The 18,391-nt window shown below is 51.8% G+C and carries 15 protein-coding genes; 5 read left to right on the top strand and 10 right to left on the bottom strand.

Annotated elements, in window-relative coordinates; all coding sequences use genetic code 11:
• Positions 1–2 precede the first annotated feature (2 nt).
• Positions 3–1,547: a fumarate hydratase gene (locus AC0YNS_RS13550; RefSeq protein WP_475781517.1), complete on the bottom strand. Its 1,545-nt coding sequence runs from the start codon at positions 1,545–1,547 to the stop codon at positions 3–5.
• 149 nt (positions 1,548–1,696) lie between these two features.
• On the opposite strand from AC0YNS_RS13550, the gene yfbR reads away from it, so the two are divergent.
• Together yfbR and AC0YNS_RS13540 are read left to right on the top strand one after the other, a co-directional pair.
• Positions 1,697–2,299, top strand: coding sequence for a 5'-deoxynucleotidase (gene yfbR / locus AC0YNS_RS13545; protein ID WP_475781516.1), 603 nt, complete (start codon positions 1,697–1,699; stop codon positions 2,297–2,299).
• A 101-nt stretch (positions 2,300–2,400) separates the two neighbouring features.
• On the top strand, positions 2,401–2,793 hold the full coding sequence (locus AC0YNS_RS13540; RefSeq protein WP_475781515.1) for a cupin domain-containing protein: 393 nt from the start codon (positions 2,401–2,403) through the stop codon (positions 2,791–2,793).
• A 355-nt stretch (positions 2,794–3,148) separates the two neighbouring features.
• Here the strand turns inward: AC0YNS_RS13540 and AC0YNS_RS13535 are convergent, their stop codons facing one another.
• Together AC0YNS_RS13535 and AC0YNS_RS13530 are read right to left on the bottom strand one after the other, a co-directional pair.
• Entirely contained in the window at positions 3,149–3,478 is a 330-nt protein-coding gene (locus AC0YNS_RS13535) for an HIT domain-containing protein (RefSeq protein WP_475781514.1), read from the bottom strand.
• Between the two features lie 347 nt (positions 3,479–3,825).
• Entirely contained in the window at positions 3,826–5,634 is a 1,809-nt protein-coding gene (locus AC0YNS_RS13530; RefSeq protein ID WP_475781513.1) for an ABC transporter substrate-binding protein, read from the bottom strand.
• 116 nt (positions 5,635–5,750) lie between these two features.
• Between AC0YNS_RS13530 and AC0YNS_RS13525 the strand changes: the two genes are divergently transcribed.
• Positions 5,751–5,954 (top strand): hypothetical protein, encoded by a 204-nt coding sequence (locus AC0YNS_RS13525; protein WP_475781512.1) that lies wholly within the window; start codon positions 5,751–5,753, stop codon positions 5,952–5,954.
• Between the two features lie 14 nt (positions 5,955–5,968).
• Here the strand turns inward: AC0YNS_RS13525 and AC0YNS_RS13520 are convergent, their stop codons facing one another.
• The 3 genes from AC0YNS_RS13520 to AC0YNS_RS13510 all read right to left on the bottom strand — a co-directional run bounded on the left by AC0YNS_RS13520 (position 5,969) and on the right by AC0YNS_RS13510 (position 9,575).
• The gene (locus AC0YNS_RS13520; RefSeq protein ID WP_475781511.1) at positions 5,969–6,508 is read right to left on the bottom strand and encodes a cysteine hydrolase family protein; all 540 of its coding nucleotides are present in this window, start codon (positions 6,506–6,508) and stop codon (positions 5,969–5,971) included.
• Between the two features lie 32 nt (positions 6,509–6,540).
• Positions 6,541–8,283, bottom strand: coding sequence for a Rieske (2Fe-2S) protein (locus AC0YNS_RS13515; protein WP_475781510.1), 1,743 nt, complete (start codon positions 8,281–8,283; stop codon positions 6,541–6,543).
• A gap of 62 nt (positions 8,284–8,345) precedes the next feature.
• The gene (locus AC0YNS_RS13510; protein WP_475781509.1) at positions 8,346–9,575 is read right to left on the bottom strand and encodes an MFS transporter; all 1,230 of its coding nucleotides are present in this window, start codon (positions 9,573–9,575) and stop codon (positions 8,346–8,348) included.
• A 325-nt stretch (positions 9,576–9,900) separates the two neighbouring features.
• Here AC0YNS_RS13510 and AC0YNS_RS13505 point away from each other — a divergent pair, with 325 nt between their 5' ends.
• Positions 9,901–12,777 (top strand): family 78 glycoside hydrolase catalytic domain, encoded by a 2,877-nt coding sequence (locus tag AC0YNS_RS13505; RefSeq protein ID WP_475781508.1) that lies wholly within the window; start codon positions 9,901–9,903, stop codon positions 12,775–12,777.
• A 119-nt stretch (positions 12,778–12,896) separates the two neighbouring features.
• On the opposite strand, the gene AC0YNS_RS13500 is transcribed toward AC0YNS_RS13505, so the two are convergent.
• Positions 12,897–13,325, bottom strand: a complete 429-nt coding sequence (locus tag AC0YNS_RS13500; RefSeq protein WP_475781507.1) for an Lrp/AsnC family transcriptional regulator — start codon at positions 13,323–13,325, stop codon at positions 12,897–12,899.
• Positions 13,326–13,481: 156 nt separating this feature from the next.
• Here AC0YNS_RS13500 and AC0YNS_RS13495 point away from each other — a divergent pair, with 156 nt between their 5' ends.
• Positions 13,482–14,534 (top strand): oxidoreductase, encoded by a 1,053-nt coding sequence (locus tag AC0YNS_RS13495; RefSeq protein WP_475781506.1) that lies wholly within the window; start codon positions 13,482–13,484, stop codon positions 14,532–14,534.
• A 69-nt stretch (positions 14,535–14,603) separates the two neighbouring features.
• Here AC0YNS_RS13495 and AC0YNS_RS13490 read toward each other — a convergent pair whose 3' ends face one another.
• The 3 genes from AC0YNS_RS13490 to AC0YNS_RS13480 all read right to left on the bottom strand — a co-directional run bounded on the left by AC0YNS_RS13490 (position 14,604) and on the right by AC0YNS_RS13480 (position 18,132).
• Positions 14,604–15,656 carry a DUF4037 domain-containing protein gene (locus tag AC0YNS_RS13490; protein WP_475781505.1) on the bottom strand — a complete coding sequence of 351 codons (1,053 nt, stop codon included), beginning with the start codon at positions 15,654–15,656 and terminating at the stop codon, positions 14,604–14,606.
• An 18-nt stretch (positions 15,657–15,674) separates the two neighbouring features.
• Positions 15,675–16,025: a VOC family protein gene (locus AC0YNS_RS13485; protein ID WP_475781504.1), complete on the bottom strand. Its 351-nt coding sequence runs from the start codon at positions 16,023–16,025 to the stop codon at positions 15,675–15,677.
• A gap of 166 nt (positions 16,026–16,191) precedes the next feature.
• Positions 16,192–18,132, bottom strand: coding sequence for a glycoside hydrolase 5 family protein (locus AC0YNS_RS13480; protein WP_475781503.1), 1,941 nt, complete (start codon positions 18,130–18,132; stop codon positions 16,192–16,194).
• Positions 18,133–18,391: the final 259 nt, after the last annotated feature.

The following is an 18,391-nucleotide window of genomic DNA, read 5'->3' as shown; positions in this document are numbered from 1 at the left end:
AATTATTTAAATACAGGCTCTTTAAATTGGGCAAGCTTAGCAAAAGAATCTTTGTCTACATCCGCGTGCAAGCTGTTGCCATGGGAATCCATCGTTACTACTGCAGCGAAGCCTTCTGTCTTCAGATGCCACATCGCCTCTGGAATACCGAATTCCATAAAGTCGACGCCGTTCACATTCTTGAAGCATTCTGCGTAGTACTGTGCCGCACCGCCGATTGCATTCAGATAAACCGCACCATGCTCCTGCAGCGCAGCGAGCGTCTTCGGTCCCATTCCGCCTTTGCCGATAACCGCGCGGATACCGAATTTCTTAATGATATCGCCTTGGTAAGGCTCCTCGCGAATGCTTGTCGTCGGTCCAGCTGCTTTCACATGCCAGCCGCTATCATCCTTCATCATTACAGGTCCGCAGTGATAAATAACGGAGCCATTCAAGTCAATCGGCGCGTCATGATCCATCAGGTGATGGTGAATCGCGTCACGGCCCGTGTGCATTTCTCCATTAATGATGACGATGTCGCCAACTTGCAAGCTGCGTACATCTTCTTCGGAAAGCGGCGTGTTCAGCACCACTTCGCGGCGTGCCGCGTTCTCCGTTACCGCCTCAGCCGCTTCATCAGCCGCCTGCGATTTCATCGGCGTATCGGAACCGTTCGGATAAATCCAGGATTTGATCTCACCGCTGTCTGCAGAGAGCAATACGCCTTGACGGCGGTAAGCCCAGCAGTTGTACGCAACGGAGACGAAATAGCTCGCCGGCAGACGGTTCATGACGCCGACTTTACAGCCGAGCAAGGTCACTTGGCCGCCGAAGCCCATTGTCCCGATACCAAGCTTGTTGGCATTCTCCATTACATATTCTTCAAGTTGAGCAAGCTCGGGAATCGTATTCGTATCATCGGTATGACGGAATAATTGCTGTTTCGCTAATTCATAGCCTGTCGTCCGGTCGCCGCCGATGCCAACGCCGATGAAACCCGCGCTGCAGCCTTGACCTTGTGCTTGATAGATCGAGTGCATGATACATTTGCGGATACCGTCGAGATCGCGGCCGGCTTTGCCTAGACCCGGAATCTCCATCGGAAGGCTGTATTGGATGTTCTTGTTCTCACAGCCGCCGCCTTTGAGGATCAGACGCACATCGATATCGTCCTTCTCCCATTGCTCGAAGTGGATTACCGGCGTACCCGGTCCGAGGTTGTCACCGGTGTTGGAGCCGGTGAGCGAATCCACGGAGTTCGTGCGCAGCTTGCCGTCTTTCGTCGCGCGCGCGATGGCACTGCGAATCTGCTGCTTCATAATAATTTGGTTGGCGCCAACCGGCGTATGAACAACAAAGGTCGGCATGCCTGTATCCTGACAGATCGGGGAGACATTGCACTCCGCCATCTCAATGTTCGTTGCAATCGTGGAGAGCGACAGTCCGGCGCGCGTTGCGCGGTCCTCCGCTTCTTGTGCGGCTTGAATCACTTTCCGGACGTCTCCCGGAAGATTCGTAGAAGTTTCAACAATAAGGTTATAAACACTCTGTTCAAAATGCTGCATAAGGCCTAAATGGCTCCTCTCTCTATTCCTTAATCGTCTTTCCTTATATAATCAATCTATATCATACCATATCCTAAACGAGCGGGCATACCGCTTTCGCAGCCTCATATGTTCTCCTATTTCTAGAGTAGAAGGAGCTTCCTGCCATTATGGATAGTCCGTTTATCGCTTATATGTACCGGCTTCGCTATATTGAGAGATGGAGCCTCATGCGCAATACCACCCGTGAAAATGTTGCCGAGCATTCCTATCATGTCGCGCTTCTCTCGCATATGCTTTGCGAGATTGGCAATCAGCTGTTCGGCCGTTCGCTGAATGCCGACCGAGCGGTTACGATGGCGCTGTTCCATGACGCCACCGAAGTGTTCACCGGCGATATTCCAACGCCGGTTAAGCATCACAACCCGAAGATGCTCGCGAATTTCCGCGAGATCGAGGCGCTTGCCGCCGAGCGGCTGCTCGGCATGGTGCCGGAGCCGCTGCAGGCTGCCTATGAGCCTCTTGTCATCGGAGCGGCTCATAGCGACGAGGAGAAGGAGCTGCTTAAGATGGTGAAAGCAGCGGATCTGCTCGATGCCTACATGAAGTGCCTCTCCGAGCTGTCCTCCGGCAATCGCGAATTCGCTGTCGCCAAAGGGCAAACGGAGCAGAAGCTCGCGGATCTGAACATGCAAGAGGTCAACTGGTTTCTGACTTATATGGCACCAAGCTTCAACAAAACGCTGGATGAGCTGTCTGAGCATGAGGCTTAGGAGCTCATCTTGAGGATGAACCTATTAGCTAGGAAGAGCTTCGCATTTACTCTATATCGGGCGGAAGAGAGTGATGGGCAGTGGGAGATAACCGGACTTGCATGCGGATTCGCACGAAGGGAAATTATCAAGGGAAGCAAGGCTTCGACTATCAAGAAGCGATTTCTGCCGAGAGTGTCGGCTCGACCGGACTCTGCATGCATCTGCTGACCATCCCGCCGGGCGGCCGTGCCAAAGCGCATCTGCATGAGAACCACGAGTCATCGGTTTATGTGCTTTCCGGGCGTGCCGGGATGTGGTACGGTGAAGGGCTTGAGCAGCATATGGAAGTCGAGGCCGGGGACTTTATGTACATACCGGCTGGCGTGCCGCATCTGCCCTATAACCGTTCGGATACGGAGGTCTGCACGGCGGTCATCGCCCGCACCGATCCGAACGAACAGGAGAGCGTAACGCTGCTGCCGGAACTGGATGACCTTCGCGGCTCCCGCTGAACTAATAAATAGGCTGCCTATTGTAGGCAGCCGCTGGCTGCCCGAGACTTTCTCGGACGGCCACTTTTTTTGTCTAACCATCATGAATAATAGTGTAACGGTTGTCAGCGTTGCTATTTCAAGCAAATAAGCCTGTTTGAAAATTTAACGGTTGTGAGAGAGGCTATTTGCAGCATATTGGTCGATTCCTAGTGGAAAACGTTCAAATAAGCTCGCCGGCAACCGTTAGAAAATTAAAACGGTCATTTGGTGTCAAATAACCACTGTCACAACCGTTAGCGTTGGCATGCGACAACGCATGCACTCATCGCGGAGGTACAGCATATTAAGTAGATTGCGAGCCGGAAATTAAATCTCAGCGCAATGGCTCACCTTGGATGACATGCCAATGGAGATGCTTCGAATCCTGGTATTTGCCTAGGTTTGTGATGACTCGGCATGCCCCGTGTTCTGTCGTCACTCTTGCCGCCACCTGTTTCACGACCTCTAGTAATTCTAAGAGCAGGTCATTATCGCTCGGCTCTAACGTGAGTAATGATGAAATATGCTTCTTCGGTATCGCAACAATGTGCACCGGATAGAACGGACGCGTGTGATAATAAGCTAGCACATTATCCGTCTCTATTACTTTCTGAACGTGCGTCCGCCCGCTTAAAACCTCTTCGCAATAGAAATCCTCCGACATCGGGTTTCTCTCCTTTGATAGAGTGGTGCTTTCTTGTTACTGGCGCCATTTCTCCAATGTAGACTACCTGGTTCGCTACTTTCTCCCATTCACCCTATTTCCGGCCAATGACTCCCTGGTTCGCTACTTTCTCCCATTTACCCTATCTCCGGCCAATGTAGACTACCTGGTTCGCTACTTTCTCCCATTTACCCTATTTCCGGCCAATGTAGACTCCCTGGTATGCTACTTTCTCCCATTTACCCTATCTCCGGCCAATGTAGACTGCCTGGTGTGCTACTTTCTCCCATTCACCCTATTTCCGGCCAATGTAGACTGCACTGCTTGATTCTCCAGCCAGCTTGTCGCTAACCCGGCGCACTCTGTACCCACACATCCTTAAAGTCGATCCACCCGAGCGACGACATCGTGATCCCCTTTATCCCCGGATGGTAGGAGGTGTTCGTCTTCTTGTGCAGCAGGAACACCACATGGCCCTCCTCGCGAAGCCGATCCTCGATTTCGCCCATAATAAGTCGGCGTTCTTCGGTGGCCTTCGACGCTAATGCCAGATCGATTTTGTCCCTCGCCCATGCCCGGAAATCCGAATGCAGATGCTCCTTAAGGAAGCTGCCATGCTGCTCATAGGACTCAATCTCGCATACCTCATCCTGCGCAAACAAGATGCCATACAGAATGGTATCTGCCTCGTTGATTACATCCCTTCTCTTAAATTCATTGTTGTCATGCTGCTCAATATGTACGATAACACCGTGCTCCCCACAGCGATCCGCAATCCACTTGGCATCCCGCATATTGAAGCTTGTTGTATAGAGTGTAATGGGAGTCCCGTCATAGCCGGACTCACGTAGAAGGGCTCGCGCCATTGCTGAATCGTGACGGATGCTTCGGAGCGGCGTATTATCGTCGGGACGGAAACCGCGAGCCGCATACATGCGGTCCTCTCCCAGCTCCCGAATCATCTTATGACGGTCAATCAGCAGATCGATCGCCTTGCGAAATAAGGCCGATTGCTGAGGCCCTTCTTTCCCCATGTTCCAAGTCAGCATCGTGCACCCTTTGCACAATGTCTCCACCGTAACCCAATCCTCTTCCGGCTTCTGATCCTGCAGATCATGATCCCAGATGAGCTTCTCCCAGCATTTACGCGAGGAATCTCCATGCTCCGGCGGCATGAACGCAATGACGACACCGTCCAGATGCGCTCTGCCGTTGTAATAATTCTTGTTCACCGCAAGCACGAACCGATCCTCGTTCCACTCCCCGGCCATGAAAGGCCCCGTACCGGACGGCTTACGCCAGAACTGTTCCTCATCGCTCTCAACCAATTCACGAGGCAGAATTGAGGCTGCAGGCGAGCTCATGAATCGGTGAAAAATGCGGTTGGGCTTCTCCAATTCGATCCGAATCGTTCGCAGCCCGACGGTCTCGATCTTAACCACTGATCTAAGCAGCCAGCTGTGCGCTTTGCCTAAGCGCAGCCGCTCCAAGGAGAAGATGACATCATCCGCCGTCATTTCATGACCATGATGGAAGTAAACGCCCTTGCGTAGATGAAATTGCCATACAGTCGCTTCCTTATTAGATTCCCACGCATGCGCAAGCGCCGGAACAACCCGTCCGGCCACCACATCGTAATAAAGAAGCTGATTAAACAGCTGCTTGATCATATGCGCATCGAATGCGTACAGGACATCGCCCGGATCGAGCGTCACAATCGGGGTATGCACGGGAAGCCGCAGCGTATCCACACTGCGTTTGCCATCCAACACTTCCGTGCGATAGCCAAAATGCAGCTCCAGCCATTCCGAGAAACGATCCTTCACCGGCGAGCCTTTCCCATGAGTATGGATCAGCTCAAATGCAGGCTTATACTCGCCTCGCTGCGCCATCCGCTGCGCGAGCTCAAGCAGCATCGTATCGCGCTCCAGCAGAAAAACCAGCTGCGAGCGATTGCCTCTGCCCCGACCGGGCAGCCAGCGAATCCAGCTTTCCTCTTCCATTTTACGCAGCACGAGCTTCACGTTACGGGTTGTGCAATACAACACCTGCGCAAGCTCATCAAGCGAAACTTCAACAGGTGTTCCTGTCGTCGCAATCCCATCGGCGAATCGGCTATATAGATCCAAATAGCGTTCAGCAGCAGCCATTTGCATGCCGGCATCCCTCCTGTACCCGAGTGAAAAGGGGAAGTGTTTTATGAAGATTCTACTCTTTTTATCCCCTTTTAGCGAGCGCATAATTGAACTATAAACGAGAGGAGGAAAACTACATGTTACAACACACAAACACGTACACGATAGAGAAGCTTGGACAATATCAACAGGCGGAATTGGAACAGAAACTTCGCAGAGGATTACTGTTTAATTCGGCGGAGGAAGCTGAGGTGAAGCCTCAAGCGGAGCAAGAGAATATGGAGCGCGGATGGTTGCGCAGATGGTGGAATAAAAGGCGGTTCGGCACTTCGGTGAAGTGACGACCGCCCTTTTTTTATTTGAACTCGATGTCTGCTGACGGACTGATTTGGGCAAAAGAGGAAAAACGCGCGTTATGCTCTGCTATGATTTCCTCCGCGGTAAGACCTCCCGATTCCCATGTACTATGGGCATCCCCAGCCACGATGATCTCATAACCAAGCTCCGCAGCTCTGGTCGTCGTCGCATTCACGCACATGTCGGTCTGAAGACCAGCGATCACAAGCTTGCCAACGCCTCGCTCCGCCAATACTTGCTGAAGCTCCGTTTCATGGAATGAATCCGGCTTATACTTCTGAATTCGCGGCTCATCGCCAACCGGAGCAATCGCAGCGTGAATTTCCCAGTTCGGAGAACCCGTTTCCAGCTCTTCGCCTTCCCCTTCATTATGCTGAACATAGATCACCGGAACGTCCGCAGCCCGCGCTTTCGCCAACAATCCGTTGATCCGTTCCAGCAGAACCTCACCGTTATATACGGGGTATGAATCCGCGAACATCGCCGATTGTACGTCAATTACGAGTAATGCCGTTTTCGAATTCGAATTTGCACCCATCCTTCAATTATCCCCTCTCAATAAGCTCAAATTTACTCTTCAAACAATCGTTCGCCTTTATGCAGTCGCCATGCAATTTGTGCCGTATGCGGCAGCTCGCGCGCTGTCGGCGCATGTGCAGCCAAGTACCTCGTGCAAGCCAGCAGCATCGTCTCTTGTGCCTTCACCGCAAATCCGTCTGATCGTAAACACCAACGCTCATACTCGGCAAAAGCAGCCTCTACCATCTGGAACGTATGGAACTCCGCATCCTCACGCAGCAGCGCATGACCAAGCGTATTCAGCAGCGCATCCATCTCGCCACCGCTCTTCACGTAGTCGAACACCCATTTCGCCGCTTGTTCTACCTGCTGTCGCTGATCGAGCAGTTGCAGCAGCTCCGAAGAATTCGTCGTAGCAGTCACATCGCTCGGAGCCGCTTTGGGCCGTTTCGCCGATGGCACGTTCAAGAATCGATCCAAGTACACACTCATCGCACCATGGAAAATAGCTCGCACCAGCAGCGGTTCCTCAGAGCGCAGCAAGCGCTCATGCAGAGCATGCGCATAAGTGAACGTATGGAGCACCGCAACCCAATCGCGGTGATCATTCTGCGTATGGAATCGAACTACACGCTCGGCAGAGGCAAGTGCGACCAATTGCGTAAGCTGCACCGGTGCTGCGCCTGCCAAGAGCAGGTCTCTTAGCAGTGCAATCGTTTCAAGCGGCTCTTCGCTTAGCAGCTGCTGCAGAACGGCCTCTTCGTCAATGGCAATCACTTCTGCGCCTACAGCTCGCACCCCCGCCAACTCTTTCACAGCCTCGTGAATCGGCTCAACAAGATTAATCGGCGCCTGCCAGTGATGCTGCTCTTCGCTACGAGATGGATTTCCCATCATATGCAGCAGCGAGGTGAGCACCTGCTTCGACTGATCAGCGCCCACAAGCTCAAGCGCCTCGAACGCTTTATTATGAAAATCTAACACATGCCCGCCGTCCAGATAGAAATGATCCGTTGCGGCAATCAGCATCATATCGGCCAATTGCTCCGGACTCATTCCTTTCTCAATCGCTGTAATGACCAGTTTCTCGGCGCCCTGCGTATCTCGAACCTCGATGCAGTTGCGGTACCAGCCCGCAAGCCGCTCGAAGGAAACGTCTGCACTTGGCAATGCGCCAAGCAAATAATGAATGCCGCGGCCCGAGCTGCCCCTTGCCACATGCACCAAGCCCTGATAGAGCGCCAGAATGCGCCCTGTCTTGTCCAGCTTCGGAATTACGCGGACCATCGCGGTCAGAATCGTCAATCCGGAATTCCAGCCGCTTCCGCTGCGAGTTCCGAAGGCGATGCCTACACCGGCAATCTCGGCATCCGGCACATTCGCTTCCACCAGACCGACAACCGCTTTGGCGATGACGATACTAATATTTTGCTCTAAGCCTTCCATGAGACGATCTTTATACTTCTGAATATGATTCGCAATCTTCGGCTGCGGGTTCACCCACACGGTCTCTTCTTCAACTCTGACTTCGTAGGAAGGCACATCATCCGCCCAAGGATCGAGCGTCCCGCCGCTGCATACGTCGAAACGTGCGTGATGCCAATGACAAGTTAAGATGCCATCGCACAAGCTTCCCATATGAAGCGGAAATCCGAGATGCGGGCAACGGTTATCGACGGCGAAGATGCCTTCCTCATGCACGAACACGGCAATACCGCCTTTAATGACAGCGGAACCTTTCTCCTTCAATTCCTGAACGGGTCCGGCTTTGATCCACTCTGAGGTTCGATTCATATTCAGCCTCCTTCAAATTGATGGTGCTTCCTACTCTCCTACTTCTTCTATAGCTGCGGAGTCTAGTCCTTCATTAACCAGAACATTATGTATTGCATCGCAGCCGTCCCTGCAACGACAACCGGAAGCCATATGGATTCCAGGTCTTTCGAGACAAAGAGCAGCAGCGTAATCGATATAATCCGGCCCGCATTCAGAAACACTTCCCGCATGACAACCGATTCCACCTTGAGTTGTCCTTTAAGCGGCAGTTTGCCAATCAGCCTGTAATAATAGGAGGTTAACGTGTTCACGGCGAGCGGATTACAAATCGAGAAGGCGACCATATAGAAGACGACCGTCCAAGCAGACACATCATAGAGAAGGAAAGCCGCGCCGAGCAAAATCCCACTCGTGGAATACAGCACATGCTTGCGCACCTGTTCCTTCTTCGCTTTGCGTGAAATCACATACCCGGTTGCGACCGTTAGTGCGGAGAAGAATACGCCTAAGTAGCCCACGAAGTCTTCCCTTCCGACGGTTTGATAGAGCAGAATGTTCGGCAGAAACAGCATGATGCCTTGGAATAATCCCAGAACAAAAAACGCCAGCAGGCCCTTCACCCATTGCGCGTTCTTCCGCATGACAATGCCCATCAGGTTCAAATGATAGACACGGTGATGTGACGCCATCATCGGAATTCGGAAGCTGATAATCGAAGCGACCAGGAACATGATGAAGGCAAGCATAAACGTGATGATATAGCCGCGCAATCCTTCGTTAAATTGAATGATAAAGCCGGCAAGCGCCGGTCCAAGCAGACCTGCCAAGTTAAACACAACCATATTAATCGCCAGAAATCGAACGCGGTTGTTCTCCGTTGACACATCATACATAAGAACAAGGTATCCGGTCCAGTACAGGCCGGCAGCCATTCCGTGAAAAATAGCAAAGAGCACGTACCATGCCGCAACGTTCTCTTGTGCAATGACAACGAGCAGATAGAAGATGGCAATCAACAGAATGCCAATCCGATAGGTAACCATCCGATCCTTGCGTTTCGTGATCCAACCACCCAGCGCGAACGCAATCGGTGTGAATAGGAACACGATCATATTATAGAAACCATTAACGGCCAAATCATGGGTGAGCCGCCACAAATACAAGTTCAGAAACAGCCCCGACATCGAAGCGCCGAATTGAAAGCAGCCATGGATGATCAGCGCAACAAGCGCTTCTCTGCCAAGCTCTCGCTCCTTTGGAACCGGGCTTCCTTTCATGGCATTCCATCTCATTCCTAAACTTGCCTTCATCTGTACGGGGCCACCTCCGACTAAGCTGCATCCAATTGCTGTCATTGTAACATAGCAGCCAAGTCAGGTAAGCGCTTTAACCGACCGCCCTGGGCCAAATAACCTCTTCTGCTAGATTCTTGCTTGAATTCCGCCGTATAATCGGTCTTTTTGCCCAGATAGAGGGGAATCTGGCTGTCATGCTGTGCTTGACGGCTGCTGCTGCCAATAATTGATTCCGGACATGTCCGAATCGCCCTATATAAATGTCCGAACAGTACCCTCTCAGTCGCCAAGTAATCGTTTACAATGAGGGGGATGATGACGATAGAGGAGGCAATCAATTATGTGGCAAGCATCATGGATTTGGGGCAGCGGCGAGGAAAGTCCGCGCAATGAATGGCGCTGTTTCCGTAAAACCTTTCAGTTCGAGCAAACGGGCACCAGTGAAACGAAACTGAAGCTGACAGCGGATTCCCGCTACGTTCTCTATGTGAATGGCACGCAGGTAGGCCGCGGACCGGTCCGCTCTTGGCCGTTTGAGCTTGCATATGATGAATATGAAATCGGCCATCTGCTGCACGGTGGCGCTTTGAATACTATCGCGGTATTGGTGCTGCATTCCGGCATCTCTACCTTTCAATATTTGAGAGGCAGAGGCGGCTTGCTGCTGCAAGCCGAGGACGCAGATGGAACTTCCATCGTTTGTACCGACGAATCTTGGTCGACTGCTGTTCACGCCGCATATGATGCGACCTCATCTCGCATTTCCTGCCAGCTTCCATTCACCGATCGTTATGATGCACGGAACTGGGATGATGCATGGATGGATGCGCAGGTTGACGATGCTGCATGGGAGCAGGCAACGGTCATCGGCAGCGTTGGCATGGCACCATGGACAAGCCTTGTGCCGAGGGCGATTCCTTATCTAACTGAAGAGCCCATCTATCCGGCGCGCGTGGAAGAGCTGTCGTTCGTCAAGCCGGTTGCTTGGAGCGCCGTATTCGACGTTCGGACGATGCTCGTTCCGGAAAGTGTGAATCACGCGAATCCGATTTCTTTTATCGGACTTATGGCTACTGTGCTCACGCTTTCTGAAGCGGCTGCTTGTACAATTGGCACTGTGGACGGAGGCAGAGTTCCCTTCCGCGTTCGCATTGGCGGCAAGTGGTATCGGGATGATGACTTCTCCGGCGAGCGGCCAAACATGTTCCTTGAGCTTCATATGCCGGCTGGCGAGCATTTCCTTCTGTTCGATCTGAGCGGCGGCTCGCACGGACATGGTTACCACCTTGGCCTTCATTGCGATGGACCGTTTGAGCTTCGTTCCCCAATTGCTGAGCATGGTCAAGTGAGCGCAGTGCCTTTTGCTCAGATCGGCGCTTTCGATTCCGCAGAGCATATCGACCATCAGCCCGGCGTTTCGATGAAGCGGGAGCAGCCGCTCTATGAAGCTGTGAAGCAAATCGACTCCGCCTCTCAATTGAGTGAATTTGCCGAGTGGATCCGTCCGATTCCGTCGCAGCTGGTTCATTTCACCGATGTCTACACCCAAACCGCATGGCGTGTCGTGGACCTGCCGCAGCCTGTCCCGGTTCAGCTGCAGCAAGCCGTTCTGGCTGGGTCGGATGCGGGCATTGTTCCGCTGCATGCGGAGCTCGATACCGAGATTTTGATTGATTTTGGTCGTGAATTGACCGGATATGTGGCCTTTACGATCGATGCCGCCGAAGGAACGATCGTGGACGGCTACGGTTTCGAATATATCCGCGATGGCTGGCGTCAATACACGTATGAGCTCGACAATACGTTCCGTTATACATGCCGTGAAGGCAGACAATCCTATGTCTCCGTCGTTCGCCGCGGTCTGCGGTATCTTGCCATTACGGTACGAGGCGCAACACGGCCCGCGAAGCTGGTCGAAGTGAAGATGATTCAAAGCAACTTCCCGGTCGCCAATGTCGGTACGTTCCATTCCAGCAATGCGAAGCTGAATGAAATCTGGCGGATTAGCCGCGATACGACACGGCTTTGCATGGAGGATACGTTCGTGGATTGCCCGGCTTACGAGCAAACCTATTGGGTTGGCGATGCCCGTAATGCTTCACTCGTCAACTATTATGCATTTGGTTCTGCTGAGATTGTGGAACGCTGTTTGCGGCTTGTACCAGGCTCCTCCTTCCAATCACCGCTCTATGGCGATCAAGTGCCGAGCGGCTGGAGCAGCGTCATTCCGAACTGGACGCTATTCTGGGTGTCAGCTTGCCTCGAGCATTACCAGTATACAGGCAATGAAACCTTCGCGCGCGATATGTGGCCTCATGTTCGTTTCACGCTGGAGCATTACTTGCAGAAGATCGACGAACGCGGTTTGTTGAACATTAGCGGTTGGAATCTGCTCGATTGGGCAGCCTTTGAGCAGCCGGGCGAAGGTATCGTAGCACCGCAAAACATGTTCCTCGTCAAGGCGCTTCGCGATGCTGCTCAGCTGGCTGAAACCGCGGGTGATGAGTTAACAGGCGCAGGGTTCCGCAAACGCGCTTCGCTAATCCGCGATGCCATCAATGAGGAGCTGTGGGATGACACTCGTCAAGCATACCTGGATTGCATTCATCCGGACGGTAGTCCATCGAGTACGACCAGTATGCAAACGCAGGTGGTTGCTTGCTTGTGCGACATCACAACAGAAGAACGCTTGGAAGTGCTGAAGCGTTACATCGTGGAGCCGCCTGCTTCTTTTGTTCAAATTGGCAGCCCATTCATGTCCTTCTTCTACCATGAAGCACTGGCTAAGCTGGGACTACAAGATACGATGGCAAACGACATACTTGAGCAGTATGGAGTCATGGTAGACCAAGGTGCCACTTCCGTATGGGAAGTGTACCCGACCAGCAATATTACGATTAGCTCCAAAATGCTCACGCGCAGCCATTGTCACGCTTGGTCCGCAGGTCCGGTCTATTTCCTCGGCACCGAAGTGCTTGGTGTACGCGGGCTGACACCGGGTTGGACGAAGGTTGAAGTTGCTCCGAAGCCGGTTGGTCTGACTTGGGCACGCGGCTCCGTCCCGGTTCCGGGCAGCGGCAGCATCAATGTTTCCTGGAAAGTCGATGAACAGACAAAAGTGTTGCAGCTTCGCGTTGTGGCTCCGTCCCATATCGAGCTTCAGCTCGTGAAGCCGGATGGCTATGAGCTTGAAGTGGAACAAGTCGTACTTGGATAGAATAGGTAGAGCCTGGCGAATAATCGCCAGGCTCTTCTTATTCATTGCTGCCGCTCCCGCCCATTTTCTTTGCAAATGGACATACCAATTTCAGGATAAGTCATGTGCGCTTAAAGGGATTAAGGGATCAACGGTTCATGTGAGAGCGGTGAAGATAAAACAATAAGTGTCGTTGAATCGCCGAACGCTCCCAGTTTGTTGAGTGCGACTTCCAACGTTTGAAGCGATTCGGTGACCAGTTTCACGAGAAAGTTATACTGGTGTCCGCTGATGCGATGCAGCTCGACTACATCGCTCATTTCCCCGCAGTATTCTACAAACCGGTCACATCCTTTGGTATAGAAAAGCACAAACGCGGATATTGGTTTATTGATTTTCTCTGGGATGACCACGGCACGGTAGTGGTCGATGATGCCCTTCTCTTCCATGCGACGCACCCGCTCTGTGACGGCTGGCTGCGACAAGGAGACGGCTCTGCCCAAATCGGTCATCGAAATGCGCCCTTGCTCCTGCAGAATAAGCAATATTTGTTTGTCTAATTCGTCCATCGAAGCGACTCCTTTAATTTTAAGGTGAAGATTATAGAATAAAAGGATTTTATAAGAGAAACCCGTTAAAGGTCTTGAAACAACTATGGGATCAATCCGGATTATTATATAAAATTCAAACATAGAAAACAATTCAGCTAAGGGAGCTCAACATACATGGAGAATCAAACATTATTGCAGAATGTGGACATCGGTCCTTGGAAGCTTCGGTCGCGGATCACAATGGCGCCGATGACACGCGGTTTCGCTAACGATGCCACGGGGACCGTTGGAGATGAGGTCGTCGCTTATTATCGGCGCCGAGCCCAAGACGGGGTCGGCTTAATAATAACGGAAGGCATTACGCCTTCGCCGCGAGGAAAAGGTACTTTCGGCGTGCCCGGATTATATACGAAGGAGCAAGCGGACTCTTGGCGTAAAGTAACGGAAGCCGTACACGAGGAAGGCGGTACGATTATAGCGCAGCTCTGGCATGTCGGCAGACTGACACATCCCGATCTGATCGGTGGTCAAGCACCTCAAGCGCCGTCAGCCCTGCAGGCGGAAGGACTCGTGCATAAGCTCCGGAAACCTTTCGCAATGCCAGAGGCCATGACGATCGACGAAATCCGTGCGCTTGTCCGCCAGTACCAGCAGGCTGCGAAGCACGCGATGGAAGCAGGATTCGATGGCGTTGAAATCCATGGCGCTCATGGCTATATCATCGACCAGTTCGCTTCGCCGGTTACGAATAACCGAAGCGACAGTTACGGCAAGGATAGAGAGGATCGCCTTCGGTTGATGAAGGAAGTGCTCTCGACCGTAGGTGAGGTAGTTGGCATGGATCGCCTAATCATTCGTTTCTCCGAGCTGAAGGACGACCAACCCGGTTATCGGTGGCAAGAACCCGAAGCGGAGTTAGATGCCTATCTCCATATTTTTCGTGAGGTAGGTTTGGGAATCATCCATCCGTCGACAAATTCATTCTTAACCGCTGTGGCGGGCGGTCTATCGCTGCACGAGCTCGTTCGTAAGCGTTGGAATGGCGCCGTGATCGGTGTAGGCGGTCTGACTCCGAGCTCTGCCTCAGACGCGGTAAATGCTGGTATCATCGACCTTGCCGCGTTTGGCAAACCTCTGCTGGCAAATCCGGATTTCGTGCAGCGCCTTCGTACCGGCCAACCGCAAATTCCTTACGAACCTTCCCTTCATTTGAAAAATTTGCGTTAAAGATAATAAAACACTAGATTGCTAAAAGTGGCAGTCATGGACCCATTCTCGTCCATGACTGCCACTTTATCATTCATCCCCGAAACGATAAAACTGCTTCAGAATCGACCTAGCGCTGTTCCCCGATCCGTCCTTCCACGTGTTCAGCATGCGGAAATCGGTATTATCAGTAATTTGATCTATATTCCCGATTAATCGGTTACGGATCAACCATTGCAGCTTCTCATCTTGAATCCGATTCGCTAAGAGTCCGCCGATTTCACCGCCGTTCATGACTAGAAAGGGACGAGTAAAGAAGCTCGTCGCCTCATCCGACACCGGTTCGGTAATGCCAAGCTCGTTATGCATATGGGCCAGATGTTTATATATGCTGTTCAGCCCTTGCTCCCGCTCTTTCCACACTGTCGCCGTTTGAACCTTCCATAAGAGCGGCGTCAGCTGTTCCGCGCACTTCAGCTTCCCGAACGCCGTACCGAACCATTTCGGATACGGTGCATACCAGCGTTCCATGAGGAAACCTAGGTTCATGACATCTCGAATAAGCCGAGATGCAATAACGGCTGAACCAAGTTCATCTCCGGCATAACCGGCGCGAAGCATCAGATGCTCCTCTTGACCGATGCGCTGCCACGCGGAAGCCAGTAGATAGAACCACACATCATTCGGGTAGAACTGCAATTGTTCGCGCAGCTCAACCAAGCGACCATCATCATCATGGAACACTTCGCCCTTCGTCATCTCAAGCAATGTTTGCGAAGAGAACGTCAACCAATCCACCGATTCCAGCGGCTTGTTAAAGTCGTGAGCAAGACAATTCCAAGTGTATCGCTGCAGCGTCGTAATGACAGTATTCTCCGCTTCAACCGGGAATCCGTAGAACGTTTCCGGCAATTTCTCTATGATAGAGGCGCGAAGCCTTTCAGCCAAATCCTCGTCCGCATCGTGAAGAAAAATCAGCGTTCGCGGACCCCAATCATGGTCCTGCGACATCTCGGTATCGAAACCGAGAACTTCACTGCCAGGCCCGATGAGAGCTGCCGAATAAGCTATCGATGTGAATACAGCGAACTGCGGTTGGACGATTTCTTCATAGAAACGTCGGCATAATTCAATCCCTTGCATCTGTAACCCACCATTTCACTACTTTTTCTGGATAAGTCCGATTCCCAGACCGACAGGGTCAACCAAATAGGCGAGATAGAAATCGTCGAATTCCATTTTATCACGAACGATGACCGCTCCGTTATCCCTTGCTTTCGCAATAGCTTCGTCAATCGCATCTACTTCAATCTGAATGCGCGTACCGTGCGGATGATCAGCCGGACCTCTGCCGATGCCGCCATCAATTCCAGGCTTCTCAGAGGCACCGGTCGTAACGTTCCAATAATCCCACTGAGGTTCAGCCACCTTCCACCCAAACACATTCGCATAGAATGCTGCTGCTTTCTCCGGCTCTTGGCTGCTTAGCTCGAATCCAATGACTCTACCCATCTAAGTTCCCTCGCTTCACTTGGAATTTATATCCACTTTCTTATAATAGCAAACATATGTTCGCTTGTGAAGGGTGAATTTATTAATCAAAGAGACCCTTTTCTCAGAAGGGCCTCAGCTTCAATCATGAACCATAATCAGCAAGCTATTCGCAGAATCGTGTCTGTTAGGATAAGCATGGTCTCAGCAGAATCACCGCTCCATCATTGGCAGCGAGCTTTACCATCATGTGATTGCCGACGTTCTCTGCTTGACCGCGCCAGCAATCTTCGAGCTGCCACCCCTCCGCTAGTTGCACACCTATTGACTTCACCTCAGGCGTGTGGTTAATGAGGATCGCGATGCGTTTGCCATCCGCCGCGGAATGCTCCGTCAATCCGACTAGCGGGTCCTCCTTTTGCAGAACCCGGCCCCCCACTACTTCTCGTGAAATCGCACGGTAAACTTTCCAATAAGGATTCTCATCCGGCTTGCTGCATGTTGCTTCCCCTTGCGTCATGGCCAGCTCAATAGGAAGAGACATGAAGTAAACCGTTCCTTTGCCGTATGCTGCTCGCGTTAGTACCGGATTGCCGTCCTCTTCCGTCGCCAAAACTTCCGCCCGATCACTGCGGAAGGTCCAGCGAAACGAGGCAGGAACCGAAAGCTGATCTTCATTCGAACCCAGATTTACTTGTGCCGCCTGTTGCCGCCGCTGCCGGTTCAATACAGAAAGTCCGGTCAATTCTGAAAACTGCAGCATATAGCCGTCATCGACTGACACATACAGGGTCGCCCCCTCCTGAACACGCTGCAGCAGCTGTTCCCATCTGCGCTTCGGCATTCCCCGAACGCCTGTTACGGAAGGAAGCAAATATAGTTCTGCATCAGGCAAAGGCTGATCTTCGAATCGGAATGTCAAATCAAACCCCGCTTGCTTAGACAGCGCGAAACTTCCAAAAGCCACTGCCCAATGGTCTTGATCCGAATTCAGGATGCATACGGCTTCAATTCGCCTTAGAGGCAGCTCTTGTATCGGATATGCCGCGATATCCTGCTTTAATTTAGCCATTTCCGTCAGGACAGGTTTAACACGGCCATCCTCAGTCAACAGTCCCAATTCGCCTTCGCAGGCCACTTCATCGTAAGGTGCATGCTTCAATCTCGTCTGATCGTTTGCGCACCACCATTGCAAGCCATGCAAACCATGAGCCCATTGAGTTAGCATGCTCGTACGAGCGAACGCGACTGCAACTTCATCCGAGCAAACCATTGGTCCCATAGTGCCCATCTCTTCCGCAAAACAAGGTTTCCCCCCGATACCCGCATAAAATAAGCTTTCGGCCGTTGCATGCAGAGTCGCTCGCATCGTATCCATCGGTTCATAGTCCATGTAAGGCGTCCAGTACGGATACGGATGAGTTGTCAAAATATCTGTCAGCTCCCCTTGATCCTGCATCGTCCAGTTCCCATTCGGAAATAGACAATGCATGCCGGAGATGAGCGGACGGCTGCTATCGGCGCGTTTGATTGCACCTGACAATGAAGCTGTCCACACAAAAGCCTGCTCCCGGTTCTCCACTTGCCCCATGCTATTGCACTCATTACCAAGGTCCCAAGCAATAATGGCAGCATCCGTCTTCATACGCGAGACAAAATAGGATACGAATTTGACCTGCCAACGAATGGAATCCGCATCGGTTAAGATGGACTTGCCACGAAGTGCCGGCGGAACGAACAGCCTCCCGCTCATCCAACCCGTAATTAATCCTACAATTAGCTTAATGCCGTATTTCTCCGAGAGTGATGCGAATGCTTCAAATCGCTGCATCATCACTTCTGATACGCCTGCTAGGCCTGCTTCTGTATCGGGGAAATGTTCTTCACCGAACCGATAAGACGAATGATTCCCAAACTCACGATATGTGCTCTCAATAGGTTGAAAATCCGGCCAGAGCGGAAATACCCGCAGCACTTCTATGCCTTCGCTTGAAAGCTTCTTCAAATCCGATTCCACGACATCCGGTCTCCAGTCCGACCACATAGCCGTCCCAGCATGTGAAGCCCAATAATTACATCCGATAAAGAAAGGACTCTCTAACTGATTTAGTAAACGATTCGCGCTCATTATGTAGCTCCATTTCGGGTTTTCCACTACCATAACGATTTCTATGGCATAAATTAATGGACGCAACAACGAAAAATGGACCATTCGAGCCCGCATAAACAAAAATCCTGGGAACCACTGCAGAAGCAGTCGTCCCTTCTGTAGAGCGATACATCGTTTACAAAACTTTAACGGTTGTCAGCGTGGCTATATGATGAGAATAAGCCTTTTTCAAAGGCTAACGGTTGTGTCCGGCGTTATTTGCAGCAAATGGGCCAAT

This window comes from Paenibacillus sp. J22FR21 (assembly GCF_056269135.1).
Note: the sequence above shows the minus strand (reverse complement) of the source record. Positions and strands in the feature narration are given on the sequence as shown.